This window comes from Streptomyces sp. NPDC048606 (assembly GCF_040650855.1).
Lineage (GTDB): Bacteria > Actinomycetota > Actinomycetes > Streptomycetales > Streptomycetaceae > Streptomyces.
On record NZ_JBEZIB010000005.1, the window covers coordinates 209,223 to 223,231 of the forward strand.

General features: G+C 75.8%; 11 protein-coding genes and 1 pseudogene. 5 read left to right on the top strand and 7 right to left on the bottom strand.

The window, feature by feature from the left end:
* Positions 1–57 precede the first annotated feature (57 nt).
* Positions 58–2,523: pseudogene (locus AB0D01_RS08050) on the top strand (right-handed parallel beta-helix repeat-containing protein); the annotation flags it as partial.
* Here the strand turns inward: AB0D01_RS08050 and AB0D01_RS08055 are convergent.
* Complete coding sequence (locus AB0D01_RS08055; RefSeq protein ID WP_363054217.1) at positions 2,486–5,074, bottom strand: hypothetical protein; 2,589 nt, start codon at positions 5,072–5,074, stop codon at positions 2,486–2,488. The pseudogene AB0D01_RS08050 and the gene AB0D01_RS08055 overlap by 38 nt on opposite strands.
* A 244-nt stretch (positions 5,075–5,318) precedes the next feature.
* On the opposite strand from AB0D01_RS08055, the gene AB0D01_RS08060 reads away from it, so the two are divergent.
* Positions 5,319–5,840, top strand: a complete 522-nt coding sequence (locus tag AB0D01_RS08060; protein WP_363054218.1) for an SRPBCC family protein — start codon at positions 5,319–5,321, stop codon at positions 5,838–5,840.
* A gap of 31 nt (positions 5,841–5,871) precedes the next feature.
* Here the strand turns inward: AB0D01_RS08060 and AB0D01_RS08065 are convergent, their stop codons facing one another.
* Positions 5,872–6,549, bottom strand: coding sequence for a hypothetical protein (locus AB0D01_RS08065; RefSeq protein ID WP_363054219.1), 678 nt, complete (start codon positions 6,547–6,549; stop codon positions 5,872–5,874).
* A 228-nt stretch (positions 6,550–6,777) separates the two neighbouring features.
* Positions 6,778–7,926 (bottom strand): PLP-dependent cysteine synthase family protein, encoded by a 1,149-nt coding sequence (locus tag AB0D01_RS08070; protein WP_363054220.1) that lies wholly within the window; start codon positions 7,924–7,926, stop codon positions 6,778–6,780.
* Positions 7,927–8,124: 198 nt separating this feature from the next.
* Between AB0D01_RS08070 and AB0D01_RS08075 the strand changes: the two genes are divergently transcribed.
* Positions 8,125–8,670: an ATP-binding protein gene (locus tag AB0D01_RS08075; protein WP_363054221.1), complete on the top strand. Its 546-nt coding sequence runs from the start codon at positions 8,125–8,127 to the stop codon at positions 8,668–8,670.
* A 90-nt stretch (positions 8,671–8,760) separates the two neighbouring features.
* Here the strand turns inward: AB0D01_RS08075 and AB0D01_RS08080 are convergent, their stop codons facing one another.
* Entirely contained in the window at positions 8,761–10,095 is a 1,335-nt protein-coding gene (locus AB0D01_RS08080) for an ROK family protein (RefSeq protein WP_363054222.1), read from the bottom strand.
* A 41-nt stretch (positions 10,096–10,136) separates the two neighbouring features.
* Positions 10,137–10,841: an alpha-ketoglutarate-dependent dioxygenase AlkB gene (locus tag AB0D01_RS08085; protein ID WP_363054223.1), complete on the bottom strand. Its 705-nt coding sequence runs from the start codon at positions 10,839–10,841 to the stop codon at positions 10,137–10,139.
* A 38-nt stretch (positions 10,842–10,879) separates the two neighbouring features.
* Between AB0D01_RS08085 and AB0D01_RS08090 the strand changes: the two genes are divergently transcribed.
* Together AB0D01_RS08090 and AB0D01_RS08095 are read left to right on the top strand one after the other, a co-directional pair.
* Positions 10,880–11,623: a maleylpyruvate isomerase family mycothiol-dependent enzyme gene (locus tag AB0D01_RS08090; RefSeq protein WP_363054224.1), complete on the top strand. Its 744-nt coding sequence runs from the start codon at positions 10,880–10,882 to the stop codon at positions 11,621–11,623.
* A gap of 71 nt (positions 11,624–11,694) precedes the next feature.
* Complete coding sequence (locus tag AB0D01_RS08095) at positions 11,695–12,039, top strand: DUF6332 family protein (RefSeq protein ID WP_363054225.1); 345 nt, start codon at positions 11,695–11,697, stop codon at positions 12,037–12,039.
* Here the strand turns inward: AB0D01_RS08095 and AB0D01_RS08100 are convergent.
* Both AB0D01_RS08100 and AB0D01_RS08105 read right to left on the bottom strand, forming a co-directional pair.
* On the bottom strand, positions 12,018–13,052 hold the full coding sequence (locus AB0D01_RS08100; protein WP_363054226.1) for a spherulation-specific family 4 protein: 1,035 nt from the start codon (positions 13,050–13,052) through the stop codon (positions 12,018–12,020). The two genes, AB0D01_RS08095 and AB0D01_RS08100, sit on opposite strands and share 22 nt — an antisense overlap.
* Positions 13,053–13,214: 162 nt before the next feature.
* Positions 13,215–13,913 carry a TetR/AcrR family transcriptional regulator gene (locus AB0D01_RS08105; RefSeq protein WP_363054227.1) on the bottom strand — a complete coding sequence of 233 codons (699 nt, stop codon included), beginning with the start codon at positions 13,911–13,913 and terminating at the stop codon, positions 13,215–13,217.
* Between the last annotated feature and the right edge of the window lie 96 nt (positions 13,914–14,009).

Here is a 14,009-nt window from a genome sequence, read left to right on the forward strand (position 1 = left end):
CCGGTCGCTCCGGCCGCTCAGGCAACACGAGTACGAGGGTGGGGGCACGAGCGCACCATGGCTCAGGGCACGGTCCAGTTGACGCACGGCGGGGCCTCGCGGTGGCGGCGTCGCTCCGGTGAGTATCCGACGCTGAGCGCGGCGCTGGCCGTCGCCGGCGACGGCGACGTGCTGTCGATCGCCCCCGGCACCTACCGGGAGAACCTGGTCCTGCGCCATGCCGTCACCCTGCGCGGGCCCGAGGGGAGCGTCGCCGGATCCGTGCGCATCGCCCCGCTCGACGGGGTGGCGCTGACGGTGCGCGCCTCGGCCGTCGTGCGGGACCTGTACCTGGAGGGGGCGGACCGGGCGGCGCCCGCGCTGCTCGTGGAGGACGGCTCGCCGGAGCTCACGGACCTGCGCGTGCACACGCGTTCGTCGGCCGGCGTCGAGGTGCGCGGCGGGGCCCGCCCGCTGGTGCGCCGGTGCACGGTGGAGAACCCCGCCGGGGTCGGGATCCTCGTCCTCGACGGCGGCGGAGGGGTGTTCGAGGAGTGCGAGGTGGTCGCGGCCGGTCAGGCCGGGGTCGCGGTGCACGGCGGACACCCCCGGCTGGAGCGCTGCCGCGTCCACCACGCCACGGGCGCGGGGATCTCCGTGACGGGCGAGGGTTCCGGGTTGGAGGCCCTGGGCTGCGAGGTGTACGAGATCAACGGCGCCGGTGTGCGGATCGCGGCGCGCGGCACGGCGAGCCTCACGGACTGCTCGGTGCACCGCGCCTCGGCCGACGGGGTCACCCTGGACACCGACGCGGTCCTCTCCCTCACCGGCTGCGACATCCACGACATCCCGGAGAACGCCGTCGACCTGCGCGCCCGTTCGGTGCTGACGCTCGGCCGCACCACGGTCCGCCGCTTCGGGCGCAACGGGCTGTCGGTGTGGGACCCGGGTACGCGGGTCGAGGCCGAGTCCTGCGAGATCCACGACAGCACGGGCGACTACCCGGCGGTGTGGATCAGCGACGGGGCGACGGCCTCGCTGGAGGCCTGTCGCGTACGCGACGTTCCGGACGCGGTGTTCGTGCTGGACCGCGGTTCGCGGGCCGACGTGGTCGACAGCGACCTCTCCCAGGTGCGCAACACCGCCGTGTCGGTGAGCGACGGGGCCACGGCCCGGGTGGCGGACTGCCGGATCCGCGAGGCGGGCACGGGCGCCTGGTTCCGCGACCACGGCAGCGGCGGCACGATGACCGACTGCGTCATCGACGCCGTGCAGACCGGGGTGATCGTCACCAAGGGCGCCGATCCGGTCCTGGAGCGGTGCACGGTGACCTCGCCCGCCGAAGCGGGCTTCTACGTGTCCGCCGGCGGCCGGGGCACCTTCACGGAATGCCGGGTCAGCGACAGTTCGGGCTTCGGCTTCCACGTCATCGACGGCTGCCGCACCGCCCTGGACCGGTGCCACACCGAGCGTTGCGCGCGCGGGGGCTACGAGTTCTCGGAGGACGGCCCGCGGGCCGAGGGGTGCACCGCCGACGGCTCCGGCCCGCGGTTCGCCTCCCAGGCCGCGGGCGCCGCCCCCGCGGGCGGCCCGTCGGGCGAGCGTCCCGGGATCCGTACGGTCACGGCGGCGTCGGGCGCCGCGGCGGACCGGCCGTTGCCCGCGCCGCGCGCCACCGACCTGCCCCCGACCGCGCCCGCTCCCGCTCCCGTCGTGGAGGCCGGAAAGAGCGCGGCCCCCGGTGCCGGCGAGGTGCTGGGTCGGCTCGACGCGCTGGTCGGGCTGGACAGCGTCAAGCGCGAGGTGCGGGCCCTGACCGACATGATCGAGGTGGGCCGCAGGCGGCGGCGGGCCGGCCTGAAGGCGGCCTCGGTCCGCCGGCACCTGGTGTTCACCGGCGCTCCCGGCACGGGCAAGACCACCGTGGCCCGGCTGTACGGCGAGATCCTCGCCTCCCTGGGGGCGTTGGAGCGCGGCCACCTGGTGGAGGTGTCCCGGGTGGACCTGGTCGGGGAGCACATCGGTTCCACCGCCATCCGTACGCAGGAGGCCTTCGACCGGGCGCGCGGCGGGGTGCTGTTCATCGACGAGGCGTACGCGCTGGCTCCGGAGGACTCGGGGCGGGACTTCGGGCGCGAGGCCATCGACACGCTGGTGAAGCTGATGGAGGACCACCGGGACGCCGTGGTGGTCATCGTCGCCGGGTACACGGCGGAGATGGAGCGGTTCCTGACCGTCAACCCGGGGGTGGCCTCGCGGTTCTCCCGGACCATCACCTTCGGGGACTACGGCCCCGAGGAGCTGTTGCGGATCGTGGAGCAGCAGGCGGAGGAGCACGAGTACCGGCTGGGCGAGGGGACGGCTCGGGCCCTGCTGGGGTACTTCACCCGGCTGCCGAAGGGTCCGGCCTTCGGGAACGGCCGGACCGCCCGGCAGACGTTCGAGTCGATGGTCGAGCGGCACGCGGGGCGGGTGGCGCAGCTGGCCGATCCGAGCACGGACGAGCTCACCCTCCTGTTCCCGACGGACCTGCCGGACCTGCCGGACCTGCCGGTGGCGGCGGGGACGCCGATGACGTCGACGGGTCCGGCGGACGCGGCGGACATGGCTCCGGTGACGGCGCCCCGCTGATCCGCTGACCGGGGAGTTCCTTGGGCCCCGGCGCCCCGTCGCCCCGCGCGGCGGCGGCCAACCGTGCGAGGAGCAGGTCCCGTTCGACGGTGAACAGCGGATCGGCCTGGTAGTCGGCGTGCCCGAGGATCGGCGCGGGCAGCGGATGGCGGACGCTGCGGCCGTAGGCGAGCGGATCGGCGAGCGGTCCCCGGTCGACGCGGGCGCCGGGGCCGCCGGCGGTGGTGGTGGTGGTGGCGACGGGTCCGCCGATGGGGTCGGTGGCCCGCCACAGGTTGCGCCAGCAGTCGAGGTCCCGGTGGAGGGCGGCGAGCGGACCGGGGCCGAAGTAGGCGGGGAACCAGCGGCCGTAGAGCCGCGCCAGCGGCGAACCGTACGTCAGCAGGGCGACGCGGCCGCGCGTCCGCGGCGGCAGTTGCCAGACGGCGGCGGCCGCGAGGACGCTGCCCTGGGAGTGGCCCGAGATGACGAGCCGGCCCCCGGTCTCGGCGGTCCAGCCAGTCATGCGCCAGGTGAGGTCGGGGACGGCACGCTCGGCGTAGCAGGGCGGGGCGAAGGGGTGCGCGGCGCGCGGCCAGAAGGTGCCGACGTCCCACAGGATGCCGATGGTGCGGCGGGCGGCGGGGTCGCGGTAGGCGCGGCGGCCCCAGGCGACGAACAGGGCGATGCCGAGGCCGATCAGCCAGGAGCCGGTGTCCTGGGCCGCGCGGGCGGCACCCTCCACGAGCGGGTGGGTGCCGCGCGCCGCCTCGCCCGGCACCTGTCCGGTGAGGCGGGCGCCGGCGAGGGCGCCCGCGCCGAGGAGCAGGGTGAGGACGCACAGCGTCCCGACGAACCAGGGTGCGGAGTCGGTGAGTCCGGCGGTGGCCCGCGCCGCGGCGATGCGTCGGCTGCGGGCGGGGTCGGGCCGCTCGCCCGGGTACGCGGCGGCCACGCCGGCGGCGGTGCGGCGGCCGGTCCGGACCGCCCGGATCCCGACGCACAGCGCGGGCACGGTCAGGGCGAGCAGCAACGGCGGCAGGACGGCCGCCTGCCAGGACAGCACCACGGGCGGCCCGGGCAGGGGGGTTCCGGCCATGCCGGGGGTGGCTCCCCCGTCGAGCCAGTCGGCGACGCGCTGCGCGACGCCCCCGGACATGACCCCGCCGAGCGCGCAGCCGAGCAGGGCCACGGCGGGCCCGCCCAGGCCCCCGAGCGCCGCGCCGGAGCCCGGCCCGGCGCGGTGTCCTCGGCCGGCGCGGTGTCCTCGGCCGGCGCGGTGCAGGCGGGCCGCGCAGGCCGCGAGGGCGAGCACGCAGCAGCCCTGCCCGAACATCAGCGCCCCGAACGCGAAGTCGCCGGGGAGCCGTCCGGCCGAGGTCCAATGAGGGCGGGGCCAGGCGGCGTAGAGGAGCACGGCGGCGAGGACCGCGAGGGCGGTGCCGGGCAGCAGGGTCACGGCGGCCCGGTCGAGTCGGTGGTCGGGGCGCGCCTCGGTGCGGCCGCGCCGGCAGACGACGCCGACGACGGTGACGGCCCCCGCCACGATCAGGAGTTGCACGGTCCAGCCGACGGTCTGGAGGGCGGCGCCCGTGTCGGGGGCGCCCCGGTCGTGCCGGACGGTGGGGGCGGCGACCGCGGCGGCCACGGTGAGCAGTCCGGCGGCGGTGTGCGCCGCGCGCAGCCGGGCCACGATCCGGCGGCCGTACCAGAACCCGGGGCGGCCGAGCGCGGGACCGCGGCCGTCGCCGTCGGTGTCGGCGTCGGCCGCGTCGTCCGCCTCGGGGTCCGGGGCTCCGGACGCGGGCGGCGGCTGGGACTCGTAGGCGCTCCAGGTCCGGTTGGAGAGGTACCAGAGCAGCCCCGTCAGGGCCGCCGGGACCAGGGCGGCGAGCGCCAGACGCCGCCCCGGCTGTCCCCACCGGCCGTCGGGCCCGAGGAACCCGAGCCCGGAGCGGGAGCCGGCGCAGGCGGTGTTCCCCGCGCACTGCCAGGCCAGGAGGTCGAGGGCGACCTCGCAGGCGGCGGCGACCAGCAGCACGGTGAGGCTGAGCGCGAGCAGGCGTACGAGGAGCCCGTACGCGCGCACCGCGCGCGCCGGCGCCCCGCCCGGCCCGGCAGCGGGGCGGGCCCAGTGCGCGAGGTTGGCGACCATGAAGGGCAGGAGCAGCAGCCACAGCGCGCGGGCGCCGTTGCCGGAGGTGAGGCGGGACCAGCAGTAGGCCTCGGGCACGGGCCGGTCGGCGTACCGCTCCGGACGGGCCTCGGCGTCGGCGTCCTCGGCCCGGCGGAACAGGGCGGCGACGGAGTCCCCGCCGACCCGGACCGGGTGCGGATCGCCGAGCAACTCCCCCGGGGGCGCACCGGCGACGCCGTGGACCAGCAGTTCGAGGGCGAGGGGCGGGGCGGACCCGGCGGAGGGGGAAGGGGACGAGGAGGGCGAGGGAGCGGGGAACGGGGAGGGTTCGCCGGCGGGATCCGACATCGGAGCCTCCGCACGTGGGGAGTGGCAGGGCCTGGGCGGCTCCACCAGGATCCCGTGCCGCGCCGGCGCTGCCCAGACCCCGTACGCGTGACGGCGCGGCCCGCGCGCCGGGCCCCGGTCGGGCCCCCGGCCGGATCCGCCGCCCGATCCCCGGGGCGGTGCGGACAACTGACGGAACGCCGGCTAAGGTGACCCGGCACCGCGCCACACCACCCATCCGCACCGCATCCCAGGGGGTTCCACCATGGCCCGCCGACTCCGCCCCGTGGAGCTGGACTTCATCGCCGCCGCGCCCGTGCGCCTGGAGTTCGAGGCCCTCGTCGCCGCCTCCCCGCAGGACGTGTACCGGGCCCTCGCGCAGGAGGTGACGGGCTGGCCGCGGTGGTTCCGGGCGATCACGCTGGCCCGGCCGACACGCGGCGGCGCGGGCCGGGAGATCCGGCTGGTGGGCGGCGTCCGGTTCCGGGAGACCGTGATGGCCCGCGAACCGGGACGGCGGTACTCCTACCGCGTCGACGAGACCAACCTGCCCGGCGTACGGGCCCTGTTGGAGGACTGGCGGCTGACCCCGGAGCACGGCCCGCAGGCGGGCGACGCCGGCCCGGACGAGGGCGGGGCCCGCGTCCGGTGGACGTTCGCCGCCGACGGCCCGGCCGCGTTCCGTCTGGCGCTGACCGCCGCCCGCCCGGGACTCGGGCAGTCCTTCCGCGGCGCGGTCCGCGCGCTGGACCGGCGGATCGCCGCGCGGGGGGCCGGGGCGCGGTGAGGGCGGCGCCCGCGACGGTCGGGGCGGGCCGTCACGACAGCGGGTGCTTCGGGATGGACTTCGCCCAGCCTCCCGCCGTCCACACCCTCACCCGGAACTCGTACAGGGTCGACGGCGGGCCCTCGGCGTGGTGCACCGACCCGCAGCGGGCGCAGTACCACCCCTTGGACCAGACCCGGTCGGCGGCGGCCCGGCCGGTCCGGGTACGGCGGCGCCAGGAGGCCAGGGAGATGTGGAAGGCGCCGATCGCCAGCAGGCCGAGGGCGAACGCGGTCGCCGAGACCGTGCCCACCAGCGGGTGGAGGGGGGCTTCCGGGGCCGGGTGGTCGCCGAGGCCCGCGGTCGCGGCGCGCCGGGCGGCCGCCACGTGGTAGCGGTTCGCCGCGACCAGCCACCAGACGAACGTCCCGGCGGCGGCGAACAGCAGGCTCGCGCCCAGACAGGCCGTCCCGCCGTTCTCGGGCTCGGGCGGGTGCGGGGCCAGGGCGCGGGCGAGGGCCGCGTCCCTGCGCGTGGTCGTGACCGTCGCTCGGCCGTCGGGCCCGGCGTCCGTTTCCTCGCGGCGCGTGGCCCGGGCCTCCAGGTGGGCGGCGGGCACACCCGTCACCCGGTCCGCCCGGCCGCAGCGCGGACAGGGCGGGACCGCCCCGCCGTCCGGCGCGCCGTCACCCGCCGTGCCGTCGTTCCCGCCCCCGTCGACCACCGTCATGCCGCCCCCCGGCCTCGGCACGCACGCGCCGGACGTCCGGAGCGTAGCCGGCCGTCCCCCGGCCCGACAGGGCGTGGCGGATGAACAGGAGGCGAGCGGAGGGGGAGCGGGGCCCCGCGGAGGGCGAGCCGGAGGCGACGGACCGTCAGGCCGCCGCTTCGACCGCCGGTCCAGCCGCCGGTCCAGCCGCCGGTCAGGCCGCCGGTCACGCCACCGCTTCGACGCCCCTCAGACCGTCGGTTCGGCCCAGTCGCCCGTCGTCAGCAGCGTCTCCAGCGTCTTCGCGTACGGGGTGATGTCGAGGCCCTGCGCCGCGAGCCACTCGTCGGAGTAGTACTTGTCGAGGTAGCGGTCGCCCGGGTCGCACAGCAGGGTCACGACGCTGCCCGTGCGGCCTTCGGCCACCATCTCCGAGACGATCTTCAGCGCGCTCCACAGGCCCGTGCCGGTCGAGCCGCCCGCCTTGCGGCCGATGGCCGCTTCGAGGGCGCGGCAGGCGGCGACGCTCGCCGCGTCCGGGACCCGCATCATGCGGTCGATGGCGCCGGGCACGAAGCTGGGTTCCATCCGGGGGCGGCCGATGCCCTCGATGCGCGATCCGCAGTCGCTGCTCGCGTGCGGGTCGTGGCGCGTCCAGCCGTCGAAGAAGCAGGAGTTCTCCGGGTCCGGGACGCAGACGCGGGTGTCGTGCTGCATGTAGTGCACGTAGCGGGCGATGGTCGCGGAGGTGCCGCCGGTGCCGGCGGTCGCGACGATCCAGGTGGGCTCGGGGTACCGCTCCAGGCGCAGCTGCTGGTAAATCGATTCTGCGATGTTGTTGTTGCCGCGCCAGTCCGTGGCGCGCTCCGCGTACGTGAACTGGTCCATGTAGTGGCCGCCGGTGCGGGCGGCGAGGTCGGCGGACTCCTCGTACATCTTCATCGGGTCGTCGACGAAGTGGCAGGCGCCGCCGTGGAATTCGATCAGCCGGCACTTCTCGGGGCTGGTGGTGCGCGGCATGACCGCGATGAACGGGACGCCGATGAGCTTGGCGAAGTAGGCCTCGGAGACGGCGGTGGAGCCGCTGGAGGCCTCGATGACGGGGCGGTCGGGGCGCACCCAGCCGTTGCACAGCGCGTAGAGGAACAGGGAGCGGGCCAGGCGGTGCTTCAGGGAGCCCGTCGGGTGCGTGGACTCGTCCTTGAGGTAGAGGTCGATGCCCCATTCCTCGGGGAGGGGGAAGCGCAGCAGGTGGGTGTCGGCGGAGCGGTTGGCGTCCGCCTGGACCTTGCGCACGGCCTCCTTGAGCCAGGCTCGGTAGTCCGCGTCGCTGCGGTCGACGTCGATCGTCGTCACCGCGTTCGAGGCCGTTTTACCGGTGGTGCCGGTGGTGCTCATGCGCCTTGCTCCCTTGTCCGTTCCGTGGCCCCCCTCTTTCGCAATGTACCCCCCTCACCTGCGCAAACGGTTACTTTGGGTTTCCATGCGGATTGCTTTCGGTGGCGTTCGGTTGCACGTGGGGCGACGGTGGGTGACCCTTGTGGTGGGCTACCGAGGGTGCAGCACCCGTAACACTGATATCGGGGAGTCGCAGCCGTGATCAGTCATTCCCGTAGGCACTGCGTCGTGGAACTGCAGGCCTTGCCGGTGCGGATCGGACAGATCCGCAGAATCGTTTCTGCACAACTGCGCCACTGGCAGCTCGATCCGCTCGTCGACCGGGCCGCGCTCGGCGTGACGGAGCTGCTGAGCAACGTCCACCGACATGCGCAGCCCGACAAGGTGTGCAGGGTCGAGATCGAACTCCGCCTCGGCCGGGTCACCGTGTCGGTGCACGACAGCGATCCGCGACTGCCCGTACGGCACGAGGCCGGCGCTCTGGAGACCTCGGGGCGCGGGCTGGCGCTCGTCGAGGCGCTGAGCGAGGCCTGGGGGGCGCGGCCCCTGGAGGGCGCGCGGGGCAAGTCGGTCTGGTTCTCGCTGCGGGCCGCCCCCGCCCCCGTCCCGCACGGGCCGGCCGTCCGCATCGACGCCCTGGTGCCCGTACGAGAACCCGCCCGGCCGGTACCCGTCGCTGTCGACGCGCGGCCCCTCTCGACGGGCGTGCCGGTGTCGGCCTCGGTCGGCCCCGGGCCCGGCTGACTCCCCCGGAGCCGGGGCGGCTCCCCGGTCCGCGCGGCCCCGCGCCCCGCCCGCCGGCGGGCGCCGAGCCGGGGCCGACCGGGGCCGGTGTCAGGCAGCCGTGCCCAGCGTTCCGAGCGGGTCGTCCAGCACCGGCTGCCAGGCCAGCTCGGCGGCCCCGACCAGGCTGTTGTGGTCGAGGGTGCACGGCAGGATCGGCACTCCCCCGCTGCGCCCCCACAGGCTGCGGTCCGCGACCACCGCGCGCAGCCGTTCCGGGTCGGCGTACAGCAGTTCCTGGTGCAGGCCGCCCAGGATGATCCGGTCCGGGTTGAGGATGTTGACCAGGCCGGCGAGCCCCAGGCCCAGGCGGTCGATGAGTTCCTCGGCGGCGGTGCGCACCGCCGCCGAGGCGTACTCGGTGCGCAGCAGGTCGCGGGCCTGCTGGAGGAGGGACACCTCGGGGCCGGGGGTGCGGCCGGCCGCCGTCAGGAAGGCCAGCGGGTCGGCCTCGACGTCCAGGCAGCCGCGTCCGCCGCAGTGGCAGGGGCGGCCCTCCGGGTTCACGGTGAGGTGGCCGACCTCCAGGGCGAGGCCGGCGCTACCGCTGTGCAGGCGGCCGTCCAGGACCAGCGCACCGCCGACTCCCCGGTGGCCGGTGGCCACGCACAGCAGGTGCTGGGCGCTGCGGCCGGCGCCGTGGCGGTGCTCGGCGAGGGCGGCCAGGTTGACGTCGTTGCCGGTCAGGGCCGGTCCGTCGATACCGGCGGCCTTCACCCGCTCGGCGAAGATGTCCCGTACGGGAGAACCGGCCGGCCAGGCCAGGTGCAGGGGGTTGAGGGCGGTGCCGTCCGGCTCCGCGACCGCGGAGGGCACCGCGAGGCCGGCGCCGACGCAGCGCCGCCCGGTCTCGGCGAGCAGCTCGGCGCCCGCCTCGACGACGGCCCCGAGGACCTGCGCGGGGTCGGCGGAGACGGTCATCTTGCCGGGCGCGGTGGCCACGATCCGCCCGCCGAGGCCCACGAGCGCGGCCCGGAACCCGTCGGGGTGCACCTGGGCGGCGAGCGCCACCGGACCGTTCTCGTCCACCGCGAGGCGGTGGGAGGGGCGGCCCTGCGTGCCTCCGGCGCCGCCGGGGCGGGAGTCCACGCGGATCAGGCCGAGCGCCTCCAGTTCGGCGGCGACCGCGCCGGCGGTGGCCCGGGTGACGCCGAGCTCGGCGGTCAGGACGGCGCGGGTCGGGGCCCTGCCGGTGTGCACCAGCTCCAGGGCCGGGCCGAGCGCTCCGCGACCGCGTTCCAGCCGACTGCGCGCCGAGGCCGCGGAGGCCGCCGAGGCCGCCGACGCGGACCCGGGGGGCGAAGCCGCGGACGCCCCGGACCCCGCCGGGCCGGCGGACACCTCGGACACATCCCCGCCCCTCGGCGGGACCCCGTTGCCGTTCATGACATGGATCCTCGCATGATCGGGAGGTCTCGGGCGCCGCCCTACGGGTCCAGGCCGCCCACCCGCAGTGTGATGTTCAGCCGCCCGGTCAGGCCGAGGTCCGCCGGCCCGGTCCCGGGCAGGACCCTCGGCACCCCGTGGTGGGCCGCCCGCGCGGGCCCGCCGAAGACGAACAGGTCCCCGCTGCGCAGCTCGACGTCCCGGTACGGTCGCCCGCGCGTGGCGGTGTTGCCGAAGCGGAACACGCAGGAGTCGCCGAGGCTCAGGGACACCACCGGGGCCGGGGAGCGTTCGTCGGCGTCCTGGTGCATGCCCATGCGGGAGTCGCCCCGGTAGAAGTTGACCAGGGCGATGTCGTACTCCTCCCCGACCGGCGGGGGCGTCCCGTAGGCGGCGGTGACGGCCTCGCGCCCCAGCTCGGCGAGCCAGGCCGGCATCGGTTTGACGGGGGCCCCGTCGCCGTCGACGGCGGTGCGCGCGTAGCCGTACGGGTACCAGTGCCGGCCCAGGCACACCTGGCGGGCGGTCATCGCGGCGCCGCCCGGGGTGTGGACCGTGCGCAGTCCGGCGGGTGGGCGGGCCCACTCCCGACAGGCGTCGAGCAGCTCGCGTTGGCGGCGCGGGCCCAGCCAGTCGGGCACGTGCACGGCGCCCGGCGCGATCTCTTCGCGCTCGCGCGCGAAGAGCTCCGGGAAGGGCTCCGCGAAGGGTTCCGGAAAGGGTTCCGGGAAGAGTTCACCGTCCACCCCTCCATTGTCGGGCGGGCTGCCGGCAGACTCGCGACATGAAGATCACCGAATACGTGGAGACGCTCGCGAGGGAAGGCGAGCTGCTCGCCGAGGCGGCCGAACGGGCCGGAACGGAGGCGGCGGTGTCGACCTGTCCCGAGTGGCGGGTCGGCGATCTGCTGCGGCACACGGGGGCGGTGCACCGCTGGGCGACCGGGTTCGTGGCGGACGCCCGGGTGGAGCCGGTGGAGTTCCCCGACCCGCCGGAGCTCGTCGGCGCGGAGCTGACGTCCTGGTTCCGGGATGGGCACGCGACGCTGGTCGACACCCTGTCCCGGGCCCCGCGGGACGTGGCGTGCTGGACGTTCCTGCCGACGGCGCCGCCGTCCCCGCTGGCGTTCTGGGCGCGCCGGCAGGCGCACGAGACGACCGTGCACCGCTTCGACGCCGAGTCCGCACTCGGCGGGGTCTTCGGCCCGGTGGACGCGGCGTTCGCGGAGGACGGCGTCGACGAGCTGCTGACCGGCTTCCACGCCCGGCCGCGCAGCCGGGTGCGTACGGAGGAACCCCGCGTGCTGCGGGTGCGGGCCCGCGACACGGGCGCGGTGTGGACGGTGCACCTGTCGAAGGAGCCGGCCCGCACGGTGCGCGGGGACACGGGGGAACCCGCGGACTGCGAGGTGAGCGGTGAGGCGGCGTGGCTGTACGCCGCCCTGTGGAACCGCCTGCCGCTGACGGGGCCGGGCGTCACCGGCGACGCCGCCACGGCCCGCCTGTGGATCGAGACGTCGGGCATCTGAACCGGCCGTTTCCGGACGATCGGCGCGGGTCTCGCTTGTGGGGGCCGGCGGGCGGGGTGAGACTGCCCCGCATGGACAGGAGCGAGGCGGCGCGGCGGGACGCGGTGACCGTCGAGATCGGGTACGCGTTCGTCACGGGCTGCCTCGCCGCCGCCGTGGTCTTCGCCGCCCTCTACGGCCTCGCGTGGGCCCTGCCGCTGCCGGCCGGAACGGACGGGACGGCGATGGCGGTGAGCGGCGTCCTGGCCGGCGCGGCCTTCCTGGCGCGGGTCGGGCGCGTGCTGTGGCGGTTCGACCGCACGGGATCCGACGGCCCGGGATCCGACCGCGCGAAATCCGACCGCACGGGATCCGACGACACGGGTCCCGCTCCCGGGCCCGGCGGGTGCGACGGTCAGCCGAGCGTGGAGGCGTAGCCCGTCTGGGCCCCGAACTTCCACGTCGGAGCGGCGTTCCACGGGTTGGGCATGACGGTGTCCGTCGCGTAGGCGTAGCCGGCGCCCCGGTCGAAGGCGGTGCGCAGGGTCGCCCGCATCGCGGGGTCGTCGGGGACCTCGTGGACGAGGTGCCAGAACGCGGTCCCGGTCGGGTCCAGTTCGGTGCCCGGGCGGTAGCCGGACTCGGCGTCGAACACGTTGCCGCCGCGCCAACCGTCGCTCGTGTACGCCGCGTAGGTGTCCTCGTAGGTCACGAAGATGTCGGCGGTGCGGTGGCCGGGCTCCAGGTAGCAGTCGGCGATGGCGGTGCCCGGGTTGTTCACGACCAGGTCGGTCGCGGTGGGATCGACCGCCCGCATCGCGTCCTGGACGTGGCGGCGCAGGGCGGCGTAGTGGTCGCGGGTGGCGTTGTCGGGACCGCAGTCGCGGCTGACGACGTCGAAGAAGATGCCGTCGACGTGCAGCCGCCGGTCCTTCCCGAGGGGTTTGAGGTAGTTGTCGACGGAGGCCTTGACGGCCTCCGGGTCCCGCTTGCCGTGGTCGGTGTGGACGTAGCCGAGGACCTTGGTCCGCTCGCCGGTGGCGGTGGTGCCGGCGCGCAGGGCGTCGGCGCGCGCCCGCCAGGCGGCGTCGAAGGGGGCGTCGCCGTTGCCCGGGTTCAGGACGACGAGGGAGGCGGCCGGGCCGGTGGCTGTCACGTCGGTCAGCATGGGGGCATCGGCCCAGACATAGGCGGGGACGCCGATCTCCAGGCCGCGCACGCCGGGCGGCCGGGGCGTGGGGGTCACCGTCGGGGGCGCGGCGGGCGCCGGTAACGCGGTCGGGGACGGGGGCGGGGACGGGGTCGCGGAGGGGGGCGCCGCGGCGGGCACGCCGGTTGCGGTGGGGTTGCGGAAACCTTCCGCCACGGCGATGACCGCGGGAACCGAGGCGACGAGCAACGCGGTCAACAGGACGGCGTACAGGACCTTCACGGCACGGGGGCGGACCACGGGCGTTTCCTCCGGCGACGGGACGGTCGGATGACGGATGGTCGGATGACGGGACGGGCGGCGCGGGGCGGCGCGGTGGGGGGATCCGTCGAGAGTAGACGCGCGGAAAGTCGATGAACGGCGAACCATCAGGATTGGTGTGAGGAACAGACAAGCGAACCGTCACACGAGGGGCAGGCCGACCTCCCGCCCCAGTCGGTCCGCCGCGTACGCGAAGAAGGCGTCCCGCTCCTCCACCACCCGCTCGAACTGGCCGAACAGCTCGAAGGAGATCAGCCCGAACAGCTGCGCCCACGTCGCGACCAGGGCCGCCGCGACCTCCGGCGGCAGGCCTTCGTCGAAGTCCGCGGCCATCCGCCGGGCCTCGGGGCGCAGGTTCCCGGGCAGCGGCGGCAGGGCGAGGCCGCGGCCGGCGTGGGCCGCGCGCAGGATGCCGATGAAGGTCTCGGCGGCGCGGGAGGCCGGGCCGACGGTGTCGAGGGGCGCGCTGTAGCCGGGGACGGGGGACCCGTAGATGAGGGCGTACTCGTGCGGATGGGCCAGGGCCCACCCGCGGATCGCCGTGCAGACCGCGAGCCAGCGGGCGCGCGGCGGGGCCCCCGCGGCGAGGGCCTCGGCGTCGGCGGCCTCCGCGACGGCGCCCACGCTGTCGTAGGCGTCGATGATCAGCGCGGTCAGCAGCTCGTCGCGGCTCGGGAAGTAGCGGTAGAGGGCGGAGGAGACCATGCCGAGCTCGCGGGCGACGGCGCGCAGCGAGAGTTTCGCCGCCCCCTCGGCCGCGAGCGCGCGACGCGCCTCGTCCTTGATGGCGGCGGTGACCTCGATACGGGCCCGTTCCCTGGCTCCTCGCACGGTACTCATGTGGTGCAGTGTGCCAGGGGTTCAGAGCACCGCCCAATTTTCGGAGCACTGAACCATTCAGAGAGCACTGCTCTTGTTTTGGTGCACCGATCCGTG

Excerpts from the sequence above, each read along its gene's own strand:
- AB0D01_RS08055 (WP_363054217.1), bottom strand. The coding sequence starts at position 5,074 with ATGTCGGATCCCGCCGGCGAACCCTCCCCGTTCCCCGCTCCCTCGCCC.
- AB0D01_RS08060 (WP_363054218.1), top strand. The coding sequence starts at position 5,319 with ATGGCCCGCCGACTCCGCCCCGTGGAGCTGGACTTCATCGCCGCCGCG.
- AB0D01_RS08065 (WP_363054219.1), bottom strand. The coding sequence starts at position 6,549 with ATGACGGTGGTCGACGGGGGCGGGAACGACGGCACGGCGGGTGACGGC.
- AB0D01_RS08070 (WP_363054220.1), bottom strand. The coding sequence starts at position 7,926 with ATGAGCACCACCGGCACCACCGGTAAAACGGCCTCGAACGCGGTGACG.
- AB0D01_RS08080 (WP_363054222.1), bottom strand. The coding sequence starts at position 10,095 with ATGAACGGCAACGGGGTCCCGCCGAGGGGCGGGGATGTGTCCGAGGTG.
- AB0D01_RS08090 (WP_363054224.1), top strand. The coding sequence starts at position 10,880 with ATGAAGATCACCGAATACGTGGAGACGCTCGCGAGGGAAGGCGAGCTG.
- AB0D01_RS08095 (WP_363054225.1), top strand. The coding sequence starts at position 11,695 with ATGGACAGGAGCGAGGCGGCGCGGCGGGACGCGGTGACCGTCGAGATC.
- AB0D01_RS08105 (WP_363054227.1), bottom strand. The coding sequence starts at position 13,913 with ATGAGTACCGTGCGAGGAGCCAGGGAACGGGCCCGTATCGAGGTCACC.